The sequence below is a fragment of the Dyella silvatica genome (assembly GCF_026283955.1).
Classification (GTDB): domain Bacteria; phylum Pseudomonadota; class Gammaproteobacteria; order Xanthomonadales; family Rhodanobacteraceae; genus Dyella_C; species Dyella_C silvatica.
In genome coordinates, this window is sequence record NZ_JAPDPE010000082.1 from 1 (window position 1) to 24,526 (window position 24,526).

General features: G+C 60.6%; 23 protein-coding genes. 11 read left to right on the forward strand and 12 right to left on the reverse strand.

Annotation, left to right across the window (positions count from 1 at the left end):
* Positions 1 to 220 (reverse strand): hypothetical protein (locus tag OUZ52_RS15585; RefSeq protein WP_266159440.1); only part of this gene is annotated, 220 nt, incomplete at its 3' end.
* A gap of 216 nt (positions 221 to 436) precedes the next feature.
* On the opposite strand from OUZ52_RS15585, the gene OUZ52_RS15590 reads away from it, so the two are divergent.
* Both OUZ52_RS15590 and OUZ52_RS15595 read left to right on the forward strand, forming a co-directional pair.
* On the forward strand, positions 437 to 856 hold the full coding sequence (locus OUZ52_RS15590; protein ID WP_266159441.1) for a hypothetical protein: 420 nt from the start codon (positions 437 to 439) through the stop codon (positions 854 to 856).
* A 41-nt stretch (positions 857 to 897) separates the two neighbouring features.
* Complete coding sequence (locus OUZ52_RS15595) at positions 898 to 2,973, forward strand: reprolysin-like metallopeptidase (RefSeq protein WP_266159442.1); 2,076 nt, start codon at positions 898 to 900, stop codon at positions 2,971 to 2,973.
* 202 nt (positions 2,974 to 3,175) lie between these two features.
* Here OUZ52_RS15595 and OUZ52_RS15600 read toward each other — a convergent pair whose 3' ends face one another.
* Together OUZ52_RS15600 and fliK are read right to left on the reverse strand one after the other, a co-directional pair.
* Complete coding sequence (locus OUZ52_RS15600) at positions 3,176 to 3,439, reverse strand: flagellar biosynthesis protein (RefSeq protein WP_266159444.1); 264 nt, start codon at positions 3,437 to 3,439, stop codon at positions 3,176 to 3,178.
* A complete protein-coding gene (fliK, locus tag OUZ52_RS15605; RefSeq protein ID WP_266159445.1) occupies positions 3,436 to 4,593 on the reverse strand; it encodes a flagellar hook-length control protein FliK in 1,158 nt (385 codons plus the stop codon). The genes OUZ52_RS15600 and fliK overlap by 4 nt, the downstream gene beginning before the upstream one ends.
* A gap of 184 nt (positions 4,594 to 4,777) precedes the next feature.
* Between fliK and OUZ52_RS15610 the strand changes: the two genes are divergently transcribed.
* From OUZ52_RS15610 to OUZ52_RS15625, 4 genes are all read left to right on the forward strand, one after another.
* Complete coding sequence (locus OUZ52_RS15610) at positions 4,778 to 5,092, forward strand: STAS domain-containing protein (RefSeq protein ID WP_266159446.1); 315 nt, start codon at positions 4,778 to 4,780, stop codon at positions 5,090 to 5,092.
* Between the two features lie 13 nt (positions 5,093 to 5,105).
* Complete coding sequence (locus OUZ52_RS15615; RefSeq protein ID WP_266159447.1) at positions 5,106 to 5,468, forward strand: response regulator; 363 nt, start codon at positions 5,106 to 5,108, stop codon at positions 5,466 to 5,468.
* A gap of 3 nt (positions 5,469 to 5,471) precedes the next feature.
* Positions 5,472 to 7,469 carry a chemotaxis protein CheA gene (locus OUZ52_RS15620; protein ID WP_266159448.1) on the forward strand — a complete coding sequence of 666 codons (1,998 nt, stop codon included), beginning with the start codon at positions 5,472 to 5,474 and terminating at the stop codon, positions 7,467 to 7,469.
* 356 nt (positions 7,470 to 7,825) lie between these two features.
* Entirely contained in the window at positions 7,826 to 8,629 is an 804-nt protein-coding gene (locus tag OUZ52_RS15625; RefSeq protein WP_266159450.1) for an alginate lyase family protein, read from the forward strand.
* A gap of 251 nt (positions 8,630 to 8,880) precedes the next feature.
* On the opposite strand, the gene OUZ52_RS15630 is transcribed toward OUZ52_RS15625, so the two are convergent.
* The 8 genes from OUZ52_RS15630 to OUZ52_RS15665 form a co-directional block, all read right to left on the reverse strand.
* Positions 8,881 to 10,413, reverse strand: coding sequence for an MFS transporter (locus OUZ52_RS15630; protein WP_266159452.1), 1,533 nt, complete (start codon positions 10,411 to 10,413; stop codon positions 8,881 to 8,883).
* Between the two features lie 32 nt (positions 10,414 to 10,445).
* Positions 10,446 to 11,630: an HlyD/EmrA/EmrK family protein gene (locus OUZ52_RS15635; protein WP_266159453.1), complete on the reverse strand. Its 1,185-nt coding sequence runs from the start codon at positions 11,628 to 11,630 to the stop codon at positions 10,446 to 10,448.
* On the reverse strand, positions 11,627 to 13,135 hold the full coding sequence (locus OUZ52_RS15640; protein WP_266159454.1) for an efflux transporter outer membrane subunit: 1,509 nt from the start codon (positions 13,133 to 13,135) through the stop codon (positions 11,627 to 11,629). The genes OUZ52_RS15635 and OUZ52_RS15640 overlap by 4 nt, the downstream gene beginning before the upstream one ends.
* Before the next feature lie 510 nt (positions 13,136 to 13,645).
* On the reverse strand, positions 13,646 to 14,389 hold the full coding sequence (gene phbB / locus OUZ52_RS15645) for an acetoacetyl-CoA reductase (RefSeq protein ID WP_266159456.1): 744 nt from the start codon (positions 14,387 to 14,389) through the stop codon (positions 13,646 to 13,648).
* 30 nt (positions 14,390 to 14,419) lie between these two features.
* Positions 14,420 to 14,848 (reverse strand): hypothetical protein, encoded by a 429-nt coding sequence (locus tag OUZ52_RS15650; protein WP_266159458.1) that lies wholly within the window; start codon positions 14,846 to 14,848, stop codon positions 14,420 to 14,422.
* 176 nt (positions 14,849 to 15,024) lie between these two features.
* Complete coding sequence (locus OUZ52_RS15655) at positions 15,025 to 16,179, reverse strand: DUF3734 domain-containing protein (RefSeq protein WP_266159459.1); 1,155 nt, start codon at positions 16,177 to 16,179, stop codon at positions 15,025 to 15,027.
* 8 nt (positions 16,180 to 16,187) lie between these two features.
* Positions 16,188 to 16,910 (reverse strand): SDR family NAD(P)-dependent oxidoreductase, encoded by a 723-nt coding sequence (locus OUZ52_RS15660; RefSeq protein WP_266159460.1) that lies wholly within the window; start codon positions 16,908 to 16,910, stop codon positions 16,188 to 16,190.
* Between the two features lie 29 nt (positions 16,911 to 16,939).
* On the reverse strand, positions 16,940 to 17,686 hold the full coding sequence (locus OUZ52_RS15665) for an acetoacetate decarboxylase (protein WP_266159461.1): 747 nt from the start codon (positions 17,684 to 17,686) through the stop codon (positions 16,940 to 16,942).
* Between the two features lie 170 nt (positions 17,687 to 17,856).
* On the opposite strand from OUZ52_RS15665, the gene OUZ52_RS15670 reads away from it, so the two are divergent.
* Positions 17,857 to 18,819 (forward strand): LysR family transcriptional regulator, encoded by a 963-nt coding sequence (locus OUZ52_RS15670; protein WP_266159463.1) that lies wholly within the window; start codon positions 17,857 to 17,859, stop codon positions 18,817 to 18,819.
* Between the two features lie 62 nt (positions 18,820 to 18,881).
* On the opposite strand, the gene OUZ52_RS15675 is transcribed toward OUZ52_RS15670, so the two are convergent.
* A complete protein-coding gene (locus OUZ52_RS15675; protein WP_266159464.1) occupies positions 18,882 to 19,511 on the reverse strand; it encodes an NADPH-dependent F420 reductase in 630 nt (209 codons plus the stop codon).
* A 356-nt stretch (positions 19,512 to 19,867) separates the two neighbouring features.
* On the opposite strand from OUZ52_RS15675, the gene OUZ52_RS15680 reads away from it, so the two are divergent.
* The 4 genes from OUZ52_RS15680 to OUZ52_RS15700 all read left to right on the forward strand — a co-directional run.
* Positions 19,868 to 20,281 (forward strand): chemotaxis protein CheW, encoded by a 414-nt coding sequence (locus tag OUZ52_RS15680; protein ID WP_266159466.1) that lies wholly within the window; start codon positions 19,868 to 19,870, stop codon positions 20,279 to 20,281.
* Positions 20,282 to 20,292: 11 nt separating this feature from the next.
* On the forward strand, positions 20,293 to 22,005 hold the full coding sequence (locus OUZ52_RS15685; RefSeq protein WP_266159465.1) for a methyl-accepting chemotaxis protein: 1,713 nt from the start codon (positions 20,293 to 20,295) through the stop codon (positions 22,003 to 22,005).
* Positions 22,006 to 22,233: 228 nt separating this feature from the next.
* Positions 22,234 to 23,994: a methyl-accepting chemotaxis protein gene (locus OUZ52_RS22885; protein ID WP_323135359.1), complete on the forward strand. Its 1,761-nt coding sequence runs from the start codon at positions 22,234 to 22,236 to the stop codon at positions 23,992 to 23,994.
* Between the two features lie 3 nt (positions 23,995 to 23,997).
* A partial coding sequence (locus tag OUZ52_RS15700) for a CheR family methyltransferase (RefSeq protein ID WP_323135360.1) occupies positions 23,998 to 24,526 on the forward strand: 529 nt, incomplete at its 3' end.

Here is a 24,526-nt window from a genome sequence, read left to right on the forward strand (position 1 = left end):
GTTCGACAATGCGCTGGTTCTTTGCAACCAGATCGATTTTGCGAAAGCCGAAATCGCAATGCTGCACCCATGCCGCCAAGCCCAGCGTCGAATCGGACAGATGCTGCCAGGCGCATCCTTGGGTCGCTGGGCGCGAGGGCGGTTTTTCCGCAGCGGCTGTCGGTTGTGCAGCCAACAGCAGGCTTGCAACAAGCAAGGCTAGATAACCGGTCTTGGTCATGATTCTGTACGTCCTGTGTGGTGCTGGCTGAGCAAGCGTAGCTTGGATCAGGATATCGGTGGCACTTTCCTCTCGCAGCGGCAGCGCTTGCCGTTAGCGCGCCGACATCGTCGCGGCGTGGATGGCCGGATGAACGCGGCGCATCGCTGATGGCTAAGGTGGGGAGTCTGACGGCAGCCGAGCGCCACGCTGTGCAAATCACGGTATGGCGATCGAGTGCATGACTTCGCCTGGGTCGACGACCATCAAGCGATCGCATCCGATGGCTTGGCGATGGCCCTGGTCGGGCAAGTGGAGAGGGGCGTTGTCGCATGCTGTTATGCGGCCGGCGAACTGGCGCTGCGGCCGCAGCTATCCGCTGCAGTGACGACGCGCCGCGGCGGAATCTGTCATGCCATTCGCCGAACAGACGTCCGAACATCATCACGAAATCTTCACGCGCCGCGCTTGCGCGCGCCAGCGCATGTCTTTGCTGCCTGGGTAGGGGGATTTCGTTCGCTCGCGTTTTCTTACGAGTGGGGCATGTTTTCTCGTCATATTTTGCGAGAGTCGGATGTGATCGATAAGCCATGCCCACGCCATTGCTTGGGGACGATGGCTGCATTGCGGGCGCTATACGGATTTTTCCATCAATAAATTTGGCGAGCGTGGCTTGCCGAGTCCAGAGGAGTGTGCACATGTTGAACCACCGTAGAAAACTCTTGAGTCTCGCTGTGATCGGCGCATGCATGGTGGCCTCGCTAGCCCATGCCGCTGACACGATTGGTTTTTGGCATGAGGTGCCGCAAGCCAGCCCTGCTCAGGCAGCGTCTGCTGCCCGCACGCAGAGTGTGGGGACCAAAAGCATCGTACCGTCGGCATATCGTGTTTTCACGCTGGACTTCGGCAGTTTGAAAACCGAGTTGAACGCCAGTGCGCGCTCGATCCGCAGCGCCCAGAGCAACAATTTCGCGCTGCCGCTTCCTGAAGGCGGCACCACTTATTTCACGCTGTCCGAATCGAATGTGCTGCCCGCTGCGCTGGCCAAGCGTTATCCGGACATCAAGAGCTACAAAGGGGTGGACGACAAGGGCCGGCGCCTGCGCCTGGATGTGACGCCGCAGGGTGTCGAAGCCACGGTGTACGACGATGGCGGTATTTGGCTGGTGCAACGTGCGGAAAAATTGAGCGGCAAGATCAGCGCCGCCTCATCCGCTGGCGACCAGTACTGGAGCTTCCGCCGTTCGGCGTTGCCGTCTTCCATCTCTACCTTCAAGGAGCCGGCATTCGAGCAGAGCGAACTCGACGCCTTGAAGGCGAATCTCAAATCCAAGCCGGCCGCCGCGGCAGCCAAGGGCGGCTCCTCGCTTTATACCTATCGCTTGGCGATAGCGGCCACTAGTGGCTATACCAAGAACTTCGGCGGCAAAGTCGAGAATGGCCTGGCGGCCGTGACCGCCTTGGTCAATCGGGTCAACGAAGTCTACGAAACCGATCTCGGCGTGCATTTAACCCTCATCGCCGATGAAGACAAGATTATTTATACCGATAGCAAAACCGACCCGTACGCTGGCATTACGCCAGGCAGTGCCGCGATGAATGCCAAAAACGTCACCAACCTGACCGCGGTCATCGGCGATAAGCAATTCGATGTGGGCCACGTGGTCGCCGCCGAAGGCGATGGCGGCAGGGCCGATATCGGCAGCACCTGCGCAAGCAACAAGGCTTCTGGCAGTACCGGTCGTCCCGATCCGGTCGGCGATGCGTTCGTGGTCGACTACGTTGCGCACGAGATCGGCCATTCGTTTGGCGGCCATCATCCTTTTGCGGGATGCGACGGCTTTGCCGGGTTTGGCGCATACGATGACGTAAAGTACGCCGCGGAACCGCGCAGCGGAACCACGGTCATGGCCTATGCCGGCGTATGCGGCACGACTGATCTGCAGCCGCACTCGGACCCGTACTTCAACGTGATCAACATCGATCAGATCCAGACCCATATCGCCGGCACCGGCGGCAGCTGTGCGGTCAAGAAAGCCAATACCAGCAACGCAGCGGTCATCGACAGCGATTCACTGAAGGCCAACGCTAAGTCGATTCCTGCCAAGACCCCGTTCGCGCTGAAAGCCAAGGCCAAGTCCGGCAATGCCGACGCTGTTCTCAATTACACCTGGGAAGAGGCCGATACCGGAAAAGCCGAAGCGAGCGCGGCGGCGCTGAAGGACACGGGGGCGGGCCCGATCTTCCGTTCGTTCTCGGGTAATACCACCGGCGAGAGGGTTTTCCCCAAGTTGGCCACCGTACTGGGCGAACAAGGTTTGGATAAAGGCGAGGTCTACCCCGCGACCAAGCGTCCTTTGAAGTTCCGGGTGACGGTGCGCGATGGCGTGGCAACCTCGGACGCCAACTCAAGTGGCCCGACCACGACCACCGGCGACGTTACCGTCAATGTGGTCAACACCGGCAGCGCCTTCGCCGTGACCGCGCCGAGCACGGCGGTGAATTGGAAGGCCGATAGCCAGCAGACCATTAGCTGGAACGTCGCCAAGACCGATGTTGCACCGATCTCTTGCGCGAAGGTGCGGGTGGATTTGTCGCTGGACGGAGGCCATGTCTATCAGCCTACGCCGCTGTTGGCGAGCACCGATAACAACGGTTCGGCCAAGGTCACGCTACCGTCCAAGATAGCCTCCACCAAGGCCCGTTTTAAGATCAGTTGCACCGACAACATCTTCTTCGCCGTGTCGCCGAAGAACGCAACGATTTCACTCTAAGCTGGCTCAGTGCGTTTAAGCGTGGGGAAACTCTGGATTTCCAGGGTTTCCCCACGGTTGTCTCTGATCGATCGGCTGCCCATGATGTGCGGCGCACGATGGTGTGCATTCGCAGCCGTGCTGGCTGCGCAGGCCTTGCCTGGCTCAGGCCATATCCGACCAGGCCATCGGCGGCATCTGCACTGGGCAGGGCGACGGTAGCTCAATCTGCCGACGTGGCCGCATCGTAGACACAGCTCAACACCGCCGCCGCCGCGGCATACAAGGTCGGCGGCACATCGTCACGCATACGCAAGGCGGCGAGCAGGGCGGCGACCTGTGGATCGCGGTGCAAGGGCAGGCCGAGTTCGTGTGCCCGCGCAAGCAGGCGCTCCAGTGCCTCGGGGGCGAGCGGCGCGGCTGCGTGGTCGCCGCTGCTTAATCGCAGGCTGACTTTGCGCTGGGGCGACGGCGGCAGTTCGTTCATGCGGTGGTTTTCAGCAGCACAGCGTTGCGTGCCTGGGTGCTGGCTTGCGGCAAACCGCTTTGGCAGCTCAGTTGATCCAGGGTGAGTCCGCTGTTGGCCGCCGCGTGGCGCAGCAGGGTAAAGCGGTCTTCGAGTTTTTGCACGGTGGCGGCATGTTGCGCCCACAGTCGCACGCTCAGGCGCAGGCCGCGTAATTGCAGCTCGCCCTGCACCGGGCCGAGCGCGGGCAGATCGAGCGCAAAGCCCAGGGTCCAGCTGCCGCAGTCTTCATCGCTGGCGGCAAATTCCAGTTGCAGTTGCAGTACGTCCTGGCCGTGCTCGCCTTGAACCGGGATCTCGACGATCCAGGCCGCGGTCGCCGTGGATTCCAGTTGCGCGACTTCCAGCCGCGCCAGCGCGGCGTGTACATCCGTATGCAATTTGCCAAGCAAGGGGCGCAGGGCGATGCTGTCGCCGCTTTCGATCCATTCGGCGGCAACCGGCAGCGCGCGTGACTGCGCCTGAAGTCCGCGATGTTGCAGTGGCGGGGCAGTCTCGGGGCCGCCGGTGGCTGGCTTCGGTGCGTAGCCGGCGGCGTGCAGCACACTGCTCAGGCGTAACAAGGCGGCTTTCCAATCGTCTTCGCCGAGCGCGGCATCCAGCCCGGCGGCGCTGGCCAATTGGCTTTCCAGAAACAGTCCGCTGCGCAGTACCGCTTCGCGCAGGCCGGGGCCGCTGCGAATTTCCTCGGGCGTGCGAATGCTGTGTTCGAGCAAGGCCAGGGCGGTGCGTAATTGCGGCGGCAGTTGGCGCAATACCGGGCGCTGCGCCAGCGTCGTCAAGGTGGCGAGTAATGGGGCGTAGCCGTTCTGTTGTGGCAGGCGCTCGCGCAAAACCCGCTGTACGGCTTGTTCGGGGCCAGTGCCGGCCAGTACCTCCAGCAGCGGTTGTGCGCCGAGGCTGAGCACGCGTACTTGAAACTGCGGCGGCAAGGGGTTGCTCGGTGTTTCCGTGGTCACCGTCATGGCGCCCACCTGCAAGATCAATAAGCCTTGCGCACTCGTCCCCAGCGAACGTGCCAGAAGCACGTTGCCAATGCGCCAGCTTTCGGCGCTGCTGCCTGCTGCGGCGCCTGCCCAGGTCAGTGCGGCAAGGCTGGTGGGTTGAATAATCAAGCGAGCTCCGTTGAGCGAGCTTGCGCCGAATGCGCATTTGACTCATGCATCGGCCTGCCGCGCAGGAACTTGAGGGTTGCGGCCTGTCGCCAGTGGGCCTGAGAGGAAGACAAAAGCCACTCAAGCCCGTCCGCTGACGGCCGATAAGCACTGCAATCACAACGCTGTATACAGCAGGGCAGGCATGGCGAACCAACAACAACGGGCGACGGATTCGCGGCAGCTCATCGAGTTGCCGGAGGATTGCCGCATGGCCGCGCTGCCGGCACTGCAAACGCAGCTGCTGGCCGCCTTGCAGCAACCCGGTTTTAGCGTGGCTGCCGCCGCCGTAAGCCGGATCGACACCGCCGCCTTGCAATGGCTGGTGGCCTGCCGCCGCGAGGCCGCCGCCAGCGCGTGCTCGATGCATTGGCAAGGTGTCAGCGAGGTCGTTCGCGACGCCGCCGCATTACTCGGCCTGACCCAGGTATTGGAACTCCCGGCATCCGTGCCGGCTTGAATTGAGGTGGACGATGGCAAAGATTCTTGCAGTAGACGATTCGGCTTCGATGCGCGGCATGGTGGCTTTTACCTTGCGCGGCGCCGGCTATGAGGTAAGCGAGGCGGAGAACGGCCAGCTGGCGCTGGATGCCGCGCGCGGTACGCGCTTCGACCTGGTGCTGGCGGACGTCAATATGCCGGTGATGGACGGCATCAGCATGGTGCGCGAGCTGCGCACGCTGAGCGAGTACAAAGGCGTGCCGATGTTGATGCTGACCACCGAGTCGCACACCGACAAGAAAATGGAAGGCAAGGCCGCTGGCGCCACCGGCTGGCTGGTCAAGCCGTTCGATCCCGAGCAATTGCTGGCCACGGTCAAGCGCGTGTTGGGCTAAGTCATGGCCAACGTCAGCCTCGCTCAGTTTCATCAGACCTTCTTCGAGGAAAGCGCCGAAGGACTTGCCGCGATGGAATCGGCATTGCTGGCGCTGGACGATGGCGGCGATGCCGAACTGGTGCACGGCATTTTTCGCGCTGCTCATTCGATCAAGGGCGGTGCGGCGACCTTTGGTTTTCCAGAGATGGCCGCCTTTACGCACGAGGCGGAGTCGCTGCTTGACGAATTGCGCGATGGCCGTCGTGCCATCGACGCAGGCATGGTCGAGCTGCTGTTGCGCACCGTGGATTGCCTGCGCGGCATGTTCGAACGGGCCCAAGGTGGGCAGCCGCTGGCCGATGCCGACAGCGAGCAATTGCGCCAAGCCCTGGCCGCGGCCATGCAGCGCGGTGCAACTGCTGAAACATCGCCCGGCAAGCAGGCAGCGCCGGCGAATGACGCCAAGGTGACCTGCTGGAAGATTTTGTTTCGCCCGCACCCGGGCATGCTGGCCGGCGGTAACGATCCGCTGCGTCTGTTGCGTGAGCTGGCCGAGTTAGGGCGGCTGGACGTACGCCCCGAACTGGACCGCCTGCCGAAACTGGCGGTGCTGCCAACCGACGAATGTCATATCGGCTGGCAGATCGAACTGCACGGCAACACCACCCGCGCAGCGATTGCCGCCGTGTTCGATTGGGTCGAAGACGAGTGTGAATTACAGATCGAGCCTGCCGTTACCGTATCGGTGGTTACCGAACCTGTAGTGGTGCCGGTAGCCACGGCAGGCGCCACGATAGGCGATGCCGCACCACGCGCAGCGCGCGAGGTATCGACCGCTGGCGAGGGTGGATCGGTGCGCGTAGGCATCGACAAAATCGATGGCTTGATCGACCTGGTCGGCGAGCTGGTGATTACCCAGTCGATGCTCGACACCTTTCGCGAAGAGTTCGACATGGCGCGGCTGGATCAATTGCAACAAGGGCTGGCGCAATTGGCCCGGCATGCACGCGCGCTGCAGGAAAGCGTGATGGGCATACGCATGTTGCCGATCAGCGCGGTGTTCAATCGCTTTCCGCGTTTGGTCCGTGACTTGAGCCAGAAGCTTGGCAAGCAGGTCAAGCTGGATCTTGTCGGCGAGCACACCGAACTCGACAAAACGGTGCTGGAGAAAATTGGCGATCCGTTGGTGCACTTGGTGCGCAATGCCATCGACCACGGCCTGGAATCACCAGCGCGCCGTCGCGCCGCGGGTAAAAGCGATACCGGCACGCTGCGCCTGGAGGCCTCCCATCGCGGTGGTTCCATCGTGGTGGAGATCAGCGACGACGGCGCCGGCTTGAATCGCGATGCCATTGTTGCCAAGGCGATACAGCGAGGCCTGATGGCTCCCACCGATCAACTCAGCGACGAGGCGGTTGCCGAGTTGATCTTCCAGCCTGGTTTTTCCACCGCCGCCACCACGACCGACCTCTCCGGTCGTGGCGTGGGCATGGATGTGGTGCGCCGTAACGTGGTGGATCTGGGTGGCAGCGTGCATATTCGCAGCCAGCCCGGCAGCGGCACTTTGTTCACCATCACCTTGCCGCTGACCTTGGCGATTATCGATGGTCTCACCGCGGCGGTAGGCGATGAGCGTTACATCGTGCCGCTGGTGTCGATTGTGGAGTCCGTGCAATTGCGCGCTGAGGCGATTCGCACGGTCGTGGGTGGCGGTGAGTTATTCCGTTTTCGCGATGCGTATGTACCGATTATTCGCCTGCGTGAGGCATTTGCTGCTCACGGTGTCGATGCTGCTGACGATGGCGGCTTGGTGATTGTGGTCGAGGGTGGGGATACGCGGGTTGGTTTGTTGGTGGATGCGTTGATTGGCCAGCAGCAGGCGGTGGTGAAATCGCTGGAGGCTCATTATCAGCGAGTGAATGGGATTTCTGGAGCGACGATTCTGGCGGATGGGTCGGTGGCTTTGATTGTGGATGTGGTGGGGTTAGTGAGAATGCAGGGGCGGCGTAGGGCGGCCTGAGTTTGTTGTTTGCTTTGATTGATTTGTTTTCGCTGAGATTTCGCTGCTGGGTTTTTTAGTGGTGGACCGGTAATGACGCTGCACGCATTCTTGCTCACGCGCAAGCCAATGCACACATGCCAAATGTTGCCTGACCACAAGATTTAGCGAAGTCATTCCATTGCGGAAAATAGAGATAATGGAATCGTCTCCGATTCATGTCTGCTGTCTCAGGCATGGTCCGTCGCGTAAAAATAAATCTCAGGAGCAAATATGGGCTATCGAGTCGTGTGGAGGGCTGGCGCTTTCTTGCTAGCCATAGGCATGGGTCTGGCTGGCTGGGGTGTAGCCAACGCATGTGATGTTCCGTGAAACCCATGCGCGACTTCGTTGCCAAGCTCAACCACGCCGCGGATACCGGCCAATGGGCCTGCACGATGGATTTATTGGACGGCTGGGCTAAGGCCGATGCCTTGATGGGCCCCATTTCCGGCTACCAGGGCTACTACGAGCGCTCGTGGGCGGGAACGGACTTCGCACTGGTGGTGCTCCACCTGCCCGCCAACGTCAAAGACGCTAACCCCGGTCGCCTGAACGCTATCAGCCAGTGGCTGGAACACATCGCGGTTGCCACGCGTGACGCCGATGCGATCAATCATCTGCACAATAATCTGGTGTATTGGGCCGGCCTGAATCTGGTTGCCATCGGTACGGTCGCGCATAACCCTGAACTGGTCGATGCCGGACTCGCGCGTGCGCGCGAGGGCATTCATGACATCGGCCCCAATGGCGCTTTGGAGCGTGAGGTGAAACGTGGCGATCGTGCGCTTCACTATCATACGTTCGCGCTTATCCCACTCGTCTTTACCGCCGAACTCGCACGACAGCAACACGTCGACCTTTACCAGGAGAACGGCCACGCTATCGCCCGGCTGGCCAACCTGGTCACTGAGGCTGTCATCGACCCGTCCAGCTTCGCGAAAATCACCCCGATCAAACAGCAACTATTCCCTTGGACCTTCCAGGACGAGTTGTCGTGGATGGAGCCTTACTACGCGCGCACCCGAGATCCCCGACTGCCGGGATTGATTGCGCCACGCCGCCCGTTGAGCGAATGGCGTCTGGGTGGCAATGTCACTGAGATATGGGGCGTGCCGCTTTCGCCAGCGGAAAAGAACTGACAAGCCCCTCATCGGGGCGCATCTATAAAGAAGATAAGTGCCGCACGGGCTTGATGGGCTGAGTTGATCTCAGCTCATCAGGATCGCAGCTCCGGGCGACAGGCGATATTTACGCAGGCCTGCTTCGCATGCCTTAAGTCGCATTCCGCCGATACCGATGATGGGTGCTCTGGCCGATCGTGAGTCGCGAACCACGGCTCATGGCTCATCGTTCATGGTTTTTGGCGTGCCGGTCGCGGCGCGTCAGCGAGTCACCGAAAAACCTTCTGTACTAGCGTCACCAGCACCCCTAGCAGCCCCAGGATGGCGATCAGTTTGAAGTGGTCGATGTTGGCCAGCATCGATGATTGCTGCACAAGCAGCTGTGCCACCTGTGCCGTGGCCATGGCGGAGGCCTGGCCTGCATCGACAGCGCTGCTCAGCGCATCCTGTAGGCGTTGGATGGTCGCGGCGTAGATCGGATTGTCAGGGGTTACCTGCGCATTGAGCAGGCCGTAGTGTGTAGTCGTACGCCATTGCTGGCCCAGCGTGGCCAGGGTAATGCCCAGAGCGATGCCGGCCTGCGACAGCATGCTTTTCACTTGCTGGGCATTGGAGAATATCGACTCGTCATCTTCCATTTGCCGGAACGTCTGCATCGCGGTCACCGGCAGCACGGTCTGCAGGAAGACACTGTTCATCGCCAGCGCCGGAAGCACGTCGAACCATAGATTGGCTGTAGGAGTGAGCCCAGCCAACAGGATGCCAAAGGTGCTCAGCGCGGCAAAACCCGTGATGATGAATTTACGCGGCGACGGGTATCGAGGCAGGATGCGCGACATGATGGCCCAGGTCAGCACGGCAAAACCCAGTCCCAGCGCCTGGAAGTATCCCGCGGTCTCCCAGGTGTAACCCAGCGTCCGCTGCAACATCATCGGAATGACATAGTTGTTGGCGCCGAGCATGACGTAGGCAAACATGAACAGCGCAAGGCCGGCCAGATAGCGGGTGTGCAACAGCTCCCGAACGCGCAGCAAGGGGCGGGCGCTATGCTCTTGACGCTGGAAGTAGATGAGTAGCGCCAGCACGGCCGCGCTGACTATCACGACGTGCAAGGCCATATCACCGTAGAAGTCGTAGTACACCCGCTGCAATGCGTAGAGCAGGGTGAAGCTGCCGCCTGCGAGCAGCAGCTGAAGCCACGGATCCGATTCGGATCGCTGCCGCGGGCTGGTGACGGGGATGGTCGGCAAAGCGGTGCTGCACAGGGTGAAGGCAAGTAGGCCAAGCGCGGCCAGCAGCCAATAAATGGCACTCCATGTTTCATGGGAGACTGCCAGCGAAGCCAGCCATGGTGCCGCCGCGGTGCTCATGGCCAAGCTTGTGGCCAGAAACTTGATGCCGACAAAACGCTTGGGCCCGGCAAGCCCGCGGTGAATCAGCATGCGCGCCGCGGTGAAAAAGGGAGCGCCGCCCAAGGCCATCACGATGCGACCCAGCAACAGCGACTGGAAATCGTCACTGCTTGCGCATAGCACCGAGCCGACCACCGAGACTGCCGTGGCGCATTGCAGGAAGGTACGTCCACCGAGGCGCTCAACCAACCAGCGCTGCATGGAGATCACCAGGATCGCCACACTCGCATAGGCCGCGGCGATAGCACTGAAGTCTTCCGGAGTGATGCTCACCTCGCCCATGATCGGGCCAGCCGCGAACGCGGTCATGCCCGATTGCAGATACTCGATCGACGTGAGCACGAAAATCGTGGCATAGAGCAGACGGTCGCCTGGGCTACGCGGATTCATGGCGAGGTTCCTCTGGATCACAGCAGTCATCGTTACTGGTTGGTTGCGATGATCTTGTCGACCAGGGCATCGGCGCTGGCCAGCTCGTGGGCGAAAACGTCAGTCTGGTAACCGTGCCCGGGCGAGCCATGGGTCATCAGTCGGCTTCCATGGCGTTGGCCGGTATCCACGCTGACCTTCATCGACAGGCCGAGCTGCAGCGGGTGCTGGGCGATTTGCTGCGAATCGAGCGCGATGCGGATCGGTACGCGTTGCACGACCTTGATCCAGTTGCCGGTCGCATTTTGCGCGGGAAGCAGGGAGAAGGCGCTGCCGGTACCGGCGTCCTGGCCCACCACGGTGCCCCGGTAGACGACGTCGCTGCCATAGACGTCGGCGATCAGCGTGACGGGTTGACCCATGCGGATATGCCGTAGCTGGGATTCCTTGAAGTTGGCATTGACCCAAAGATGATCCAGCGGCACCACCGACATCAGCGGCATGCCTGGATTGATCTTTTGGCCCACTTGCACATTGCGCTTGGTCACCAGCCCCGTCACCGGTGCAGGGACCGCGGTACGGTAGGCGGCCACATAGGCGTCCCGCACTTGCGACGCCGCGGTCAATACTTCGGGATGAGAGGCGATCGAGGTGCGGTCGATCAATGCCTCGCTGCCGGCTAACTGTTGGCTGGCCACACCCAGCCCCGCGGTGGCTGTGCGAATCGCCTCCTCCGCGTGTTTGACCTCTTCGCCGGAGATCGCGCCGCTAGCGACCAGTGCCTGCCTGCGGATCAAGTCCGCTTTGGCTTTGCCCAGTTCGACCCTACGCAGCTCAAGGTTGGCGCGCGCCTGTTCGGCCATCGCATATTGGACGCGCACCTGCCTGACGGTTCGGGCCAGCTGGGCTTCGGCTCTGGACAGGGCGAGTGAGGCGTCGATATCGTCCAGCTTGACCATGATCGTCCCAGCATCCACGAAGTCGGTGTTATCCGCACCGATGGCTGTTACGACACCACTGACCTGGGACGTCACCGAGACCACGTTGCCATCCACGTAGGCGTCCTCGGTGGATTCTCGATACCGTCCCGCGGCGGCCCAGTAGATGGCGGCGCCGACAACGCACAGCGCCAGCATGGCTGCGCCCGCCGCTTGCGGGCGGCGCAAGCGGTGAGCCGGGCCGGAGTTAATCGGGCTCGGGCTTTCGTTGACCGGCGCGTTGGCTACTACAGCATTCATGATTTGGCTCCGTTGGACGTCAGCGCAGATGGATACCGCCTGGATCCGGCATTCGATGGTGCATAACCGCCGCCAAGGGCTCGTATGAGGCTTAGTCGCAGTTCGCGCTGACGCGTCTGCGACTCGATGACCAGCCGCTTCTGCACGAGTAGCTGGCTTTCGGTCGAGAGCACTTGCAGATAGTTCGCCAGCCCACTGTGATAGCGATGCATGGCAAGGTCATAGGCGTGCTGGGTCAGGCGGAGCGCGTCATCCTGCTGCTGAATTTCTTGCTCAAGCCAATGCAGCGAGACCAGCTGATCGACCACATCGTGGATGGCGGCGATGACCGTGGCGTTGTACTTTTCCACGGCGGCGTCGTATTCGGCTTGATGCGCACCTAAGTTGCTGCGCAAGCGGCCACCCTTAAAGATCGGCAGCGAAACCGCTGGGCCCACGCCAAAGACTCGACTGCCGCCGGATAGAAACTCGCTAAGCCCAAGGCTTTGCGATCCTGCCAACGCGCTTAGGCTGACATTGGGATAAAACTCGGCCTGGGCGACCTTGATGTCTCGACGGCTCGCCTCGACCCGCCAGCGTTCGGCGACGATATCTGGTCGGCGCCCAATCAGCTCCGCGGGCAGATCGGTAGGCAAGGCAACCGGTCCAACCTCCGCCAGCTGCGGCCGCTGAATAGTCAATCCTGCGTCCGGCCCTTTCCCTTGCAGTGAGGCCAGCTGGTTATTGATCAGGGCAATCGACTCATGGATCGACGCACTGCGCTCGCGTATTTCAGGCAAGGCGGCCGCGGCCTGTATCAGCTCCAATTGAGAGTCGATCTGGGCGGCCACACGCTGGCGAGTCAGCTCGAGGGTCTTCTCGCGCTGTGCCAGGGTATCCAGCGCGACATCCAGTTGCGCATACGCAAGATTCAATCGAAAGTAAGTGCTAGCCAGCGTTGTTGTGAGAATCAGGCGTGCCGCGTGAAGATCGACTTCGGCAGCATCGGCACGATCGAGTGCGGCATCGATCGCCGCGCGATTCCTGCCCCAGAAGTCGAGTTCGTAGTTGACGCCTAGAGAGCCGTTGTTCACCGAATTCCAGGTGCCGGCGACGGGCTTGGGCACCAGTGCGTGTTCGCTGAATCGCTGCCGCGTGCTCTGCAGGCTACCGTCGATCTGCGGATAAAGCGCCGACTTGACGATACCGGCCACGGCTTCGGCCTCCCGTACCCTGGCCTCGGCGATGCGCAAACTGGGCTGTCCGGACAAGGCCTCGCTCATCAGCTGATTGAGCTGGCCGTCGCCGAAATCCGTCCACCAGAGATCCTTCGGCCAGCTCACTGCAGAAAGCGAAGTGGAGGACAGGCTGTTGGCCGCAGTCAGTCCATCGGCATCGATGATCGCCGCGCGAGTATGTTGGCCAGCTGAGCTTGCGCACGCCGCCAGCGTAATGATGATGCATGCAGTCGGCACCCAGCGACTGAGTCTTACAGCGAGGTGCAGGTATGGAACACGGTAAAGCATGGTAGTGACCTTTGATCATGCACAAACATAACGGCTGGATACCAAAGAGGGCGCTTCGTACAGGTTCTCGCTGACGGGCATCGGCAAGCGCCATGCCCAAGCCATGGAGAACTGGTTTCAATCGTTGAGCGCGACCGTTTGCAGGGTCAGGCTAATCAGCTACGCCGGCGTAAAGTGCAGTCGCACCACTCACTCAAGTGCTCGTATGGAAGGGCGAGGGGGTGGTCCGGAGTGTGTAGCCAAGGCCTGTCCATGCAATATCGGTGCGCTGCTCCGCACGGCTCACTCGGCAGCATCACCGACAAGACATTTTCCTGACGAAATCAGCGCTTCGCAGTATCGGAGTGGCGCTGGCCAGCCACAGGGATGTGCCCTGCACAAAGCGACGCTCTGGGCCGAGAAGATCGATGGCGTCGCCATCAAGCGGTATCGGTCAACGCCATGTCGTGTTCAAGCCAACCTGCCATCGCAAGAGGTAAAGACAGCGGCGTGCAGAAGCTCGCCCATGCGTCATTGCATATGCTGACCACCGTTAATCGCGACATTCGCCCCAGTGATGAAGGCGGCTTCATCCCGGCATAGATAAGCGATCAGCCCGGCGACCTCATCGGGCCTTCCCAGTCGTCCCACCGGGATTTGCGGCAGGATCTTGGTCGTCAATATGTCGTGCGGTATCGCCGCAACCATCTTGGTTTCCAGGTAGCCAGGCGAGACGGTATTGACTGTCACTCCTTTCTTCGCGACTTCAAGCGCCAATGCTTTCGTGAAACCATGCATGCCGGCTTTGGCCGCGGCATAGTTTGCTTGTCCGAATGCACCTTTGGAGCCATTGACCGATGAGATATTGATGATTCGCCCCCAATGGCGCGCGACCATGCCATCGCAAACCGGCTTGGTCATATGGAAGACCGAGTCGAGATTCGTGCTCAGCACGACGTCCCAGTCGGCTTTATGCATTTTCCCTAGGGCTGCATCGCGCGTCATGCCGGCGTTGTTTACCAGAATGTCGATAGAGCCCAGGTCCTGACGAACGCGCGAGATACAATCCTGGCAGCTTTCGTAATCGGTCACGTCGACGCCATAGGCGGCAAACGTCCGGCCATGCACTTTCATGGCAGCAAGCCAGTCGCTTGCCCCCGCATTGGATGGCGAATACGCGACGGCCACCGTGTAACCCGCATCATGGAGCTTGATGCTGATAGCCTCCCCAAGGCCGCCCATACCCCCGGTGATAAAAGCAACCCTTTCGTTCATCACAACCTCTTTCCCTTGTCAGTAAATTCACTAGGCCTGATGGTGAGCGGACGCTTGAGCAGCGGGAGTCTCCGCAGCGTGGCCGCCTGCGGAAAATTCGCGTTGGAACGGCCAATTGAACATCTGTCGGGCGTTGTCGCTAAGCGGTTTCCACGTCAGGCTCGCGGCATCAATCCACTGCCGATGCCCGTGTGCGACCCAGGGGTGATTGATAAAGCTATCCGTCGAATTGGCCACGCTCGCCTGCCACTGTTGCGCGGCGTGACGAAAATCACTGACGCTTTTGGATTCGCTATCTCGCATCTCGACGATGACGTTTTGCCAGAACTGGCTGAACTGAGCGATCGGCTCGTGCATCAGTTCGGCTTGTAGCGGGATCAGCGCCGACAGATCCCGGTTGGCGGCGATAGCTGTGACAGCCTTCTGGGTCGATGCCGTGTGATCCTTGATCACTTTCATGGTGAGTGCCTGGTTTCGATTCAACCTATCCAGCCACAGGTTCGCGATACTCGCGCCAAGATGGGCGTTGACTTGATGTATGCCGAACAGAGCATTTACGTCGTAAAACATAGCGTCTTCTTATCCTTATGGTGATCGACCGCCAGATGACGGCCGTGAATGTGTTCGATGGCTATTTACGCGGAACTACCCGGCTTCGCCTTCGGTTTCGTGCGGTGAATGTCATGAGTGATAAAGCCAGCGTCGCTATCGGGAAGTTCCAGCCATGATCTGTTTGCGAGTGTTCGCCGGATGTCGCTCAATCCTTCCGCCCAGTGCTTATTCATCGTGGACGAGCCGAACTGATAATCTTTGTAGTCGTGCTCGAACTTCTGCTGTCGATAGATCAGATGCTGCACGTTGTACCGTTTTCCGCACGAAAGTTCGGCGGCGAGATTGAACCAGGGATCGTCCTTGCGCAGTGCCTCAGGTACCCGTTCGAGTACCTTGCGCAATACGGTTCGATAGCGCTGCTCACCTTGCAGAGCATCGGTGACGAAGCGTGTGCGGCTGGAGTACTGAATATCCTTGGTGCGTTCGGCGACATTGGCCAGGTTATTCGGGATCGATCCGCGCGCACTCCACAGATCGACCTGGAATACCAGGGTGTCGCGGCGCGGCGACGCGCGAAGCACTTCCTGCAGCGGCGTATTCGATACGATGCCGCCGTCCCAAAAGAACTCGCCATCAATCTCCACCGGCGCGAAAGCCGGCGGCAATGCTCCTGAGGCCATGAAATGCTCTGCGCGCAAGGCGATGCGGGTGTTGTCGAAATACGAGAAGTTGCCGGTGGCGACATTCACCGCACCCACCGACACCCGTGTTTCGCCAGCGTTGATGCGATCGAAATCGCAGAATCGCTCCAGTGTGGCTTTAAGGGGCGACATGTCATACCAGCTATTCGCGGCAGACGGGCCTTCTAGCCAGGGCATCGGGATTGGAAAACGCGGATGAAAAAAGCCGGATTGGCCCTGGATCGCAGCGCTGCTGGCCTGGAGAAAAGAGAGCGCCGTGCGCGTGGCCTCGGAACCGTTGAACAGCGCATGCTCGAACGCATTGCCGGCGATGATCGCTGCATTCAACGCGCCTATCGAAATGCCGGCGATCCAGCCTAGCGGTATGTCCGCTTCATGCAAGCCCTCGAAAACACCCGCTTGATATGCACCAAGTGCGCCACCGCCCTGCAGTACGAGTGCAATCGTCTCGTAAGGCGGCAGCCGCCCGCGGTTATCGCCGGGCGGTGTCTTCGCTTGGTGATCGGTCGCGCCATCAGCCTGGCGTCGGACCTTCATGCGCGGCTTCATTGCATGTACCAGCCGTGGCTGACAATAAACGATTGACCGGTCAGCGCGGCTGAGGGGAACGCACACAGAAATAGAACGGTCTGCGCCACGTCGTCGACCGTCGTGAATGTGCCATCCACCGTGCTGCCAAGCATGACGCGCTTGACTACGTCCTCTTCGCTGATACCCAGCTTGGCGGCCTGCTGTGGAATCTGCTGGTCGACGAGCGGCGTGCGCACGAAGCCCGGACAGACCACATGCTTTGCGGCGACGTAGGCGCATTTCAACAGCGATGCCTCGTGCGAATGTACGGAGCCCATGTAGATGACCACGCCGCCGCGATCGCCTTCGTACATGTGCTTCAAGGCCGCTTTTGTCGTCAGGAATGCACCGTCCACATGAATCGCCTGCATCTTCTTCCAGTCGGAGAACGCATAGGATTCGATCGATCCGACGATCTGGATACCGGCATTGGACACCAGGATGTCGATCGGGCCGAGTGCCTCGGCGATTTTGTCGATGCCCTGGTTGACCGCATCTTCGCTGGATACGTCCATGGCGACACCCATGGCTTTGCCCCCCAGCTGCTTGATTTGATCGGCGACAGCCTGCGCCCCCGCGAGATTCAAGTCGGCGACGCCAACGGCGGCGCCTTGCGCTGCCAGCGTCATTGCGATTTCCTTGCCAATGCCGCTTGCCGCCCCGGTAATAACGGCGGTCTTACCCATCAGTGTTGTCATGCTTCGGTTATCCAAGAAAGAGAATGCGTTCAACGGTCGCTTGCGAGATAGTCGTGAACCACCTCGCCGAGCCCTAAGGTGAGATTGGCCACTAGATGGCGCGTTTCGACGATCTCAAGTACGGGCAGATCGGCAACCGGCGCAAGCGCATGAGGCGACAGCTGGAGCGAGGCCGGTCCTGTCCATGCGCCTTTCACGACAATGTCTTGCAGGTGATAGCGCACAAGCTCGCAGACCCGCGGCGTGCCATCCACGTGGGGGACGATCTTCATCAGATAGTTCGGGCCAGCGAGTCGCCGCGTCTGTTCGGCAATATCCAGCTCGCGGTGTTTATAGCCCATCGTGGCCGTGGCGATGCGTACCGGGCCGTAATCGAGCGTGCCGACTAACGTATCGGTGTGGACTTCGAGCGTCGGCTTGGCCAGCTTTTTTGGAAAGCCCCAGAGCTCGCGTCCACCGGCGATGGGCGGATGATCGTCGAGATACATGGCGTGGGTATAGCTACCCGGCTTCCCGTTGAAGGTGACCGGTATGACCTGCCCGCTTTCCGTGTAGTCGCCGAATCCAGTGGAATCGGGCATGCGAATGAATTCGTAGTGGACGATGGGATCGGTGATCGCCAAAGGTTCCGGAACCATCTCTCGCAAGCGAGCAGGATCGGTGCGATAGGTAATGATGAGAAATTCGCGGTCGTAAAATTTGTACGGGCCCATAGGAAAAGCAGGGCTCGTCAACGGCATGGCGAAGGCTTTCAGTCGTACGCGTTCTGCACTCATTTAGGCTCCGAGTAGAAATTTTCCGTGTAAGCTCGCGTTCTTTATTTGCTGGGTCGCGGAGTTCTGCTTGCGACGCGATCAGGGCTTCAACGGATGGCCTCATTCTAGGCATCGCGATCACGCTCAACTATGTGGCGCATCGATGAAACAATTGTGAGTCGAAGGAACAAATGAACATCAGCAACAGTAGTTCGATCGACCTGTTAAAGGCGGTGAAAATGTTTACCGCCGCCTACGAAACCGCGAGTTTTTCCGCCGCGGGCCGACAGCTGGGTTTGACCCCGGGCGCGGTCAGTAAACAAATTGGCATGCTTGAATCGTTGCTTGGCTGCCGGCTTTTTCAGCGCACGACACGCAATCTGTCCATCACCGAGGAAGGACGGCGACTGTATGCGTTGGTCCAGCAACCCGCGCAGCAAATCGCGGACGCGATTGAATCGCTATCCTCCGCCGATACCGGCGCCAGCGGCACGGTCAAGGTCTCGCTACCCATCGCGTTTACGCGCGTTACCTTGCTGCCCTTGCTGAGTAAGTTCCGGGAGAAATTTGAGCTGATTACGCTTGATCTGCGCTTCGAGAACCGTCACGTCGATCTGATCTCAGAAGGCTACGACTGCGCCATCGGCAACTTGCCGGACATGGATACCAATGTCGTTGCCCGCAAACTCTCACCCTCGCTGCAAGTGTTGTGCGCGGCGCCTTCCTATCTGGAGCGGCACGGTGAGCCGCACTCGATGGAAGAGCTGGAACGACACGAGCTCATCTCCTTTCGTTCACCAAGCTCGGGACGAATTCAGGCATGGAAACTTCAAGCGATGGATAAGGAAGTCACATTTCAACCTCACTCGCGGATCGTCGTTACCGATACCGAAGCGTTGGCGGAAGTGGCTGTCGCTGGGTGTGGTGTCGTCTTGTTGGGTGCGCATCATGCGTTTCCGCTTATTGATGCAGGCAAGCTCAAGCACGTCATGAAGGGATTTATTGAACGACGGACTGACATCTGCATTTACTATCCGACCCGCAAATACTTGCCACCGCGCGTCGCTTTGTTTGTCGAGTTCGTGATCGAAGAGCTCAGGCAAAGTGAGATCGTCAAGCGCTCCGAAAGACTGCTTAGCCACCCGATGAGCTGATCGACAGTTCGTTTCCCATGCCCTGACGCTGCGTGGCGATCATGCCACGCAGCCGCCGGCGATCAGAGATGCGCGAGCTGCATGCCGATGTTCACTCCCATGCCTTGGCGGTAGGCGAGTTGCACCATCAGCATGCCCAAGGGCTCTAGAAATCGCGCACTGGTCAGTGGGCCGGCGTCGACGGGATCAAACCCCAGTTCGTCGATGAGTGTCGCCACGACCCGTTTGGCATCGGCATCGTCGCCACAATAGAACTGGGTGGGCCGCTGCTTCGTGGCTTGCCATGTGCCCGATTGCAACTGCTGGGCAAAGGGGAACAATGCTTCGACCACCTTCGCGGTCGATAAGCGTCGCGCAACCTCTTCGGCGCCAGAGGTCTCTGTACCCAGCAAAAGGCCACTCAAATCGGCTTTCAAAGGGTTGTTGCAACTGATGACGACTTTGCCCGCGAGGGCAGGGGCTGCATCCTTGAGCGCGATGTCGATGGCGGTCCAGGGCACGGCGACCAGCACCACGTCGCCAAACTGCGCCGCATCGATCACCGTGCCGACACGGCCGCCGGCGGACGCCGCCGCTTCGTCCAGCGCTTTGGGGTCCAAGGTGAAACTAAACATGACGTGGTGGCCTGCTCTTGACCAGAGCTTGCCCAGACACCCGCCCATATTGCCGGAACCGATAATGCCGATCTTCACGATGAATCCTTTTTCTTTAGTAGATGCGACCTGAAAGGGCGATTCATCCTCGGCCGTGCCGAAGTTTCGCAGCGGTTTCAGTTCGCATAGATTAGTGCGCCATGCGCTGCCCTGGCTTTGACTGTCCGGCACAACAGTTGCTACCGACTATCCTCGATGGCCAGCAATGATGGCTCGACGATGTCTACGAAAGGCTGGCCGGTGCAAAGCCTGCCGCAGCCGCCCCCGTCGCGAAGCCACAGCAAACTGACCCCAAATCAGGACCATCTCAGCGTTCAAGATTCGCAAACCCCGGCCGATACCCACTAGGGGATAAGGACAACGTGTCCTGTTAGTGGATTACACATGAGTCAGCCATCGAGCGGTGCCACGGCCCGCATTGCCGACGCATTCCGCAAGCGCCGGCCTATGTACTTGGCGTACTGAATTTGCGCGGGGCGATCGTGCCGGTGCTGGATCTTCGGCTGCGCTTTGGGTTGGTGCGTGAGGAATACAGCGCGACCACGGTGACGGTGATTATCACGGTTGCCGGGCGTTACTTCGGCGTGGTGGTGGATGCCGTCTCCGACGTGCTCGATGTATCGGCCGGCGCCATCGAGCCGGTGCCGGACATGGGCACCACGGTCGATACCGAATATCTCAAAGGCTTGACCTCGATCAACGAGCGCATGGTGTTGCTGCTTGACGTGGACAAGCTGCTGCAGCCGCAAGAGGCGCAAATGCTGGAGGCCGCGTTGACCGCGGCCAGCGACGTAAAAGCAGTGGCCTGACAGGAACCGCAATGAAAATGTCTGCTATCAAATTGAAAATGCCTTCCCTCACGGTGCGTGGCCGGCTGATCGGTGTGCTCGCCATGCTTGGCTTGATGCTGATCGGTGGGGCGGTGATCGGTCTTGGCTCGATGTCGTTGCAGAACGAAGGCATGCGCAAGATCTACGACGAAGAAATTGTGCCGACCGAGCTGATCAGCCAGATCAATACGCGTTCGCTGATGTCGTTCATTGTCATGGGTGAGGCGGCCAATGTAGTGAGCAAGCCGGATCAGCTCAAGCAGAAGCTGGCCGAGTTCAACAAATACCAAGAGGAAATGGCCGAGTACAAGAAGCAGTACGAGGCGCTGCCGAAAAGTGCCGCGTTGCAAGTGCCGTACAAGGCCTGGCATGCCACCGACGATGAATACAACGCGGCCAAGAAAGACATGCTGGATGCGTTGGGGCAGGGTGATGCCGGGGCCGGCGACATTCTGGAAATGCAGATTCGTCCGCTGCTGATGGAGCGCCAGGGCGTGTTGGGCAAGCTGGTCGAGATTCAACGCACGGAAGCGCAGCAGATTTATCATTCGCAGCTCAGCAGTTATCAATATGTGCGTGCGATCAGCCTGGCTGCGTTGCTGGCGGGCTTGCTGGTGGCCTTGATCGCGGCGATTTTCCTGATCCGCTCGATCACCGGCACGCTGAGTTATGCGGTGCAGGTGGCGCATGGCATTGCCGATGGCAAGCTGGGTCACGATGTACAGGTGACCCGTCATGATGAGCTGGGCGCGTTATTGGACGCGTTCCGTACGATGGATGAGCGCCTGGGGGCGATTGTCGGTGAGGTGCGTCACGGTGCCGGTTCGGTCAGCACGGCGGCGCAGCAGATTTCGCGCGGCAATGACGATTTGAGCCAGCGCACGCAAGAGCAGGCGTCGAGCCTGGAAGAAACCGCTTCGTCGATGGAAGAGATGACCTCGACCGTCAAGCAGAATGCCGAGAACGCCAGTCACGCCAATCAATTGGCCCGTGGTGCCCGCGAGCAGGCCGAGCGTGGCGGTGAAGTGGCGGCGCAGGCGGTGCTTGCGATGCGTGAGATCCATACCTCCAGCCGCAAGATTGCCGATATCGTCAGCTTGATCGACGAGATTGCTTTTCAGACCAACCTGCTGGCCTTGAATGCCGCGGTGGAAGCGGCGCGTGCCGGCGAGCAAGGGCGTGGCTTTGCGGTGGTGGCGACCGAAGTGCGCAACCTGGCGCAGCGCAGTGCGGGTGCGGCGAAAGAGATCAAGGGCCTGATCAACGATAGCGCGGACAAGGTGCGCGTGGGTTCGGAGCTGGTCGACCAGTCGGGCAAGGCCTTGGCGGAGATTGTCGACAGTGTGAAAAAAGTCACCGATATCGTCGCCGAGATTGCCGCGGCCAGCCAGGAGCAGTCGGCAGGTATCGATCAGGTCAATCACGCCGTGTCGCAAATGGATGAGATGACCCAGCAGAACGCGGCGCTGGTGGAGGAAGCCGCGGCGGCGGCGCGTGCGATGCAAGAGCAGGCTGATGAACTGACCCGGCAAGTGAACTTCTTCCACCTGCATGCGGATGGCGCGGTGCCGAAGCCGCGTGTGTCGGCGGCGGTGGTGGCTGAGACGGAGGCGGTTTTTGCAGCAGTGCGGCAGGCGGTACCGCCGGCTTCGGTGCGCCGTCAGGTGGAAGCGACGGATGCCGGGGTCTGGAAAGAGTTTTGAGTGAGTGGTTGAGGCTAGATGTTTGACCCCTCCCCAGCCCTCCCCTGCATGCAGGGGAGGGGGCCCATTAAGGAGGCTTTGTGATTCCTCGCTCCTTCGCGGCAGAGGAGGCTTCTTTGCTCCTCCCCCTGCTTGCAGGGGGAGGCTGGGAGGGGGTAAGGCCTCACCACAACTTGATACCTCTCACCACCGCACCTCGATGCCAGGTGCACATTTCACCCTGCACTCATGCATCCCATCAAAGCCAGCTCCAGCGCCAACGGCAACTACGCAAAGGTAACCATCGTGACTCTCGGCAAGTGGACCATCGCTCGCAAACTCATCATTGCCATGTCGATCTGCGCGTTGGTTCTGATCGGCGTCGGAGTCTTGGGCATGCTGGAGTTGAACAGCAGCAATCGCGATCTGGGCCAGACCTATAACGGCAACATGCTGCCAGTGATGCATATCTCCAGCGTCAAAGACCTGCAGGGCGAGTTGCGTACGCAGCTCGATCTCGCCGTGATCAAGCATGACAAGGTGCTGGCGCAGCAGTTGCAGGCGCAGTGGCCTGCCACGCGCAAGGCGATGGATGCACAGTGGTCGGCGTATTACCCGACCTGGATCGCTTCGGCGCTGGAGCAGCAACAGGCCGACCGCTATGCGCCGTTGCGGCATCGTTTCGATGACACGGTGGGCCGGCTGTTCAGCCTGCTCGAACACGATGATTTTGCGGCAGCCGGTCAGCTTATCGCCACCGACCTCACCACCACCTCCACCGAGATGCGTGGCGTGTTGAGCGGGCTATTGAAGATCAACGCCGATCAGGTCAGCGAAAGCTATGCCGCTGCGCAGGCGCGCGCGGTGCGGGTGCGGATCTTGGTCGCTGCCTGCATTGTGTTCGGTTTGCTGGTGATGGTGGCCATCGTGGTCTATCTGCAGCGGACGATTGCCCGCCCTCTACGACAGGCCGCCGACGTGGCAGGGCAGATCACCGGCGGTAAGTTGGGGCATCGGCTGCTGGTGCGTGGCGACGATGAGCTGGGTCTGCTCCAGCACGCCCTGCAGGCGATGAGCGACAAGCTGGTCGATACTGTCAGTGCGGTGCGCGACAACGCCTTCGCGGTCAGCGGCGCGGCTCAACAGATAGCCCGTGGCAACGACGATCTCAGCCAGCGCACGCAGGAGCAGGCGTCAAGTCTGGAAGAGACCGCCTCTTCGATGGAGGAGATGACGGCCACGGTGAAACAGAATGCCGAGAATGCTCATCACGCGAATCGGCTGGCGCGAGGTGCGCGCGAGCAGGCTGAGCACGGCGGGCAGGTGGTGATGCAAACCGTGGCGGCGATGAAGGAGATCGACGCTTCCAGCCGCAAGATGGCCGATATCGTGGGACTTATCGACGAGATCGCCTTCCAGACCAATCTGCTGGCATTGAACGCCGCGGTGGAAGCCGCCCGCGCCGGCGAGCAGGGCCGCGGCTTTGCGGTGGTGGCGGCCGAGGTGCGCAATCTGGCGCAGCGCAGCGCCGGTGCTGCGAAAGAGATCAAGGCCTTGATCGGCGAGAGCGGCGAGCGGGTGCGCGCCGGCTCCAGCCTGGTCGATCAATCGGGCCAAGCCCTGGCGGACATCGTCGATGGGGTAAAGAAGGTGACCGATATCGTGGCCGAGATTGCCGCGGCCAGTCAGGAGCAATCGGCCGGCATCGATCAGGTAAATCATGCGGTGTCGCAAATGGACGAGATGACCCAGCAGAACGCCGCCCTGGTCGAAGAGGCGGCGGCTGCAGCGCGGGCCATGCAAGAGCAGGCGAATGAGCTGACTCGGCACATGCGCTTCTTCCAGCTGGACGATGCGACGGCGCCAGTGGCTGCTTCCACCCGTCGCGCGGCGATGGTTTCTGAGGCACAAGCGACCGCCACCATGTTGGCGGCGGTGCGCAAATTGGCGCCTGCCAAGCCCACTGCGGCTGCGCTGCCGGTGGCCGCCGGGGCCTGGACGGAGTTCTAAGCAATGACCAAGCGCGCACTGGAGGTGACTCATGCCACGGCTGTTGGCCGATCCGGCATGCCGCTGGCTGGGCTGGGCGCGGCGGAGTCATCGGCCGCGAATGGGCCGGTGCTGGGTGATGCGGATTTCCGCTTTCTGCGCGAATTCGTCCTGGAGCATTGCGGCATTGCCCTGGGTGAGCACAAACGCCAGCTGGTGCAGGGGCGTTTGCTGCGGCGCCTGCGTTCGTTGGGGTTAAGCGAATTCGCCAGCTACTGCGAGCGGCTGCGTACCGACCCGGATGCTGAGCTGGGCGATCTGGCGAGCGCGATCAGTACCAATGTCACCTCGTTCTTTCGCGAAGTGCATCACTACGATTTTCTCGCCGACACTTTGTTGCCGCAGTGGTTGCAGCAAAAGCGCAGCGGCGAAAGGCTGCGCATCTGGTCGGCCGGTTGTTCGACCGGCGAAGAGCCGTATGCCTTGGCCATGGTGCTGGCCGAGGTGCTGGAAAAACACCCAGGCACGCTCGATACGCGCATTCTTGCCACTG

Coding starts and splice junctions, on each gene's coding strand:
- OUZ52_RS15595 (WP_266159442.1), top strand. CDS start 898: ATGTTGAACCACCGTAGAAAACTCTTGAGTCTCGCTGTGATCGGCGCA.
- OUZ52_RS15600 (WP_266159444.1), bottom strand. CDS start 3,439: ATGAACGAACTGCCGCCGTCGCCCCAGCGCAAAGTCAGCCTGCGATTA.
- OUZ52_RS15610 (WP_266159446.1), top strand. CDS start 4,778: ATGGCGAACCAACAACAACGGGCGACGGATTCGCGGCAGCTCATCGAG.
- OUZ52_RS15615 (WP_266159447.1), top strand. CDS start 5,106: ATGGCAAAGATTCTTGCAGTAGACGATTCGGCTTCGATGCGCGGCATG.
- OUZ52_RS15620 (WP_266159448.1), top strand. CDS start 5,472: ATGGCCAACGTCAGCCTCGCTCAGTTTCATCAGACCTTCTTCGAGGAA.
- OUZ52_RS15625 (WP_266159450.1), top strand. CDS start 7,826: ATGCGCGACTTCGTTGCCAAGCTCAACCACGCCGCGGATACCGGCCAA.
- OUZ52_RS15630 (WP_266159452.1), bottom strand. CDS start 10,413: ATGAATCCGCGTAGCCCAGGCGACCGTCTGCTCTATGCCACGATTTTC.
- OUZ52_RS15635 (WP_266159453.1), bottom strand. CDS start 11,630: ATGAATGCTGTAGTAGCCAACGCGCCGGTCAACGAAAGCCCGAGCCCG.
- OUZ52_RS15640 (WP_266159454.1), bottom strand. CDS start 13,135: ATGCTTTACCGTGTTCCATACCTGCACCTCGCTGTAAGACTCAGTCGC.
- phbB (WP_266159456.1), bottom strand. CDS start 14,389: ATGAACGAAAGGGTTGCTTTTATCACCGGGGGTATGGGCGGCCTTGGG.
- OUZ52_RS15650 (WP_266159458.1), bottom strand. CDS start 14,848: ATGAAAGTGATCAAGGATCACACGGCATCGACCCAGAAGGCTGTCACA.
- OUZ52_RS15655 (WP_266159459.1), bottom strand. CDS start 16,179: ATGAAGGTCCGACGCCAGGCTGATGGCGCGACCGATCACCAAGCGAAG.
- OUZ52_RS15660 (WP_266159460.1), bottom strand. CDS start 16,910: ATGACAACACTGATGGGTAAGACCGCCGTTATTACCGGGGCGGCAAGC.
- OUZ52_RS15665 (WP_266159461.1), bottom strand. CDS start 17,686: ATGAGTGCAGAACGCGTACGACTGAAAGCCTTCGCCATGCCGTTGACG.
- OUZ52_RS15670 (WP_266159463.1), top strand. CDS start 17,857: ATGAACATCAGCAACAGTAGTTCGATCGACCTGTTAAAGGCGGTGAAA.
- OUZ52_RS15685 (WP_266159465.1), top strand. CDS start 20,293: ATGAAAATGTCTGCTATCAAATTGAAAATGCCTTCCCTCACGGTGCGT.
- OUZ52_RS22885 (WP_323135359.1), top strand. CDS start 22,234: ATGCATCCCATCAAAGCCAGCTCCAGCGCCAACGGCAACTACGCAAAG.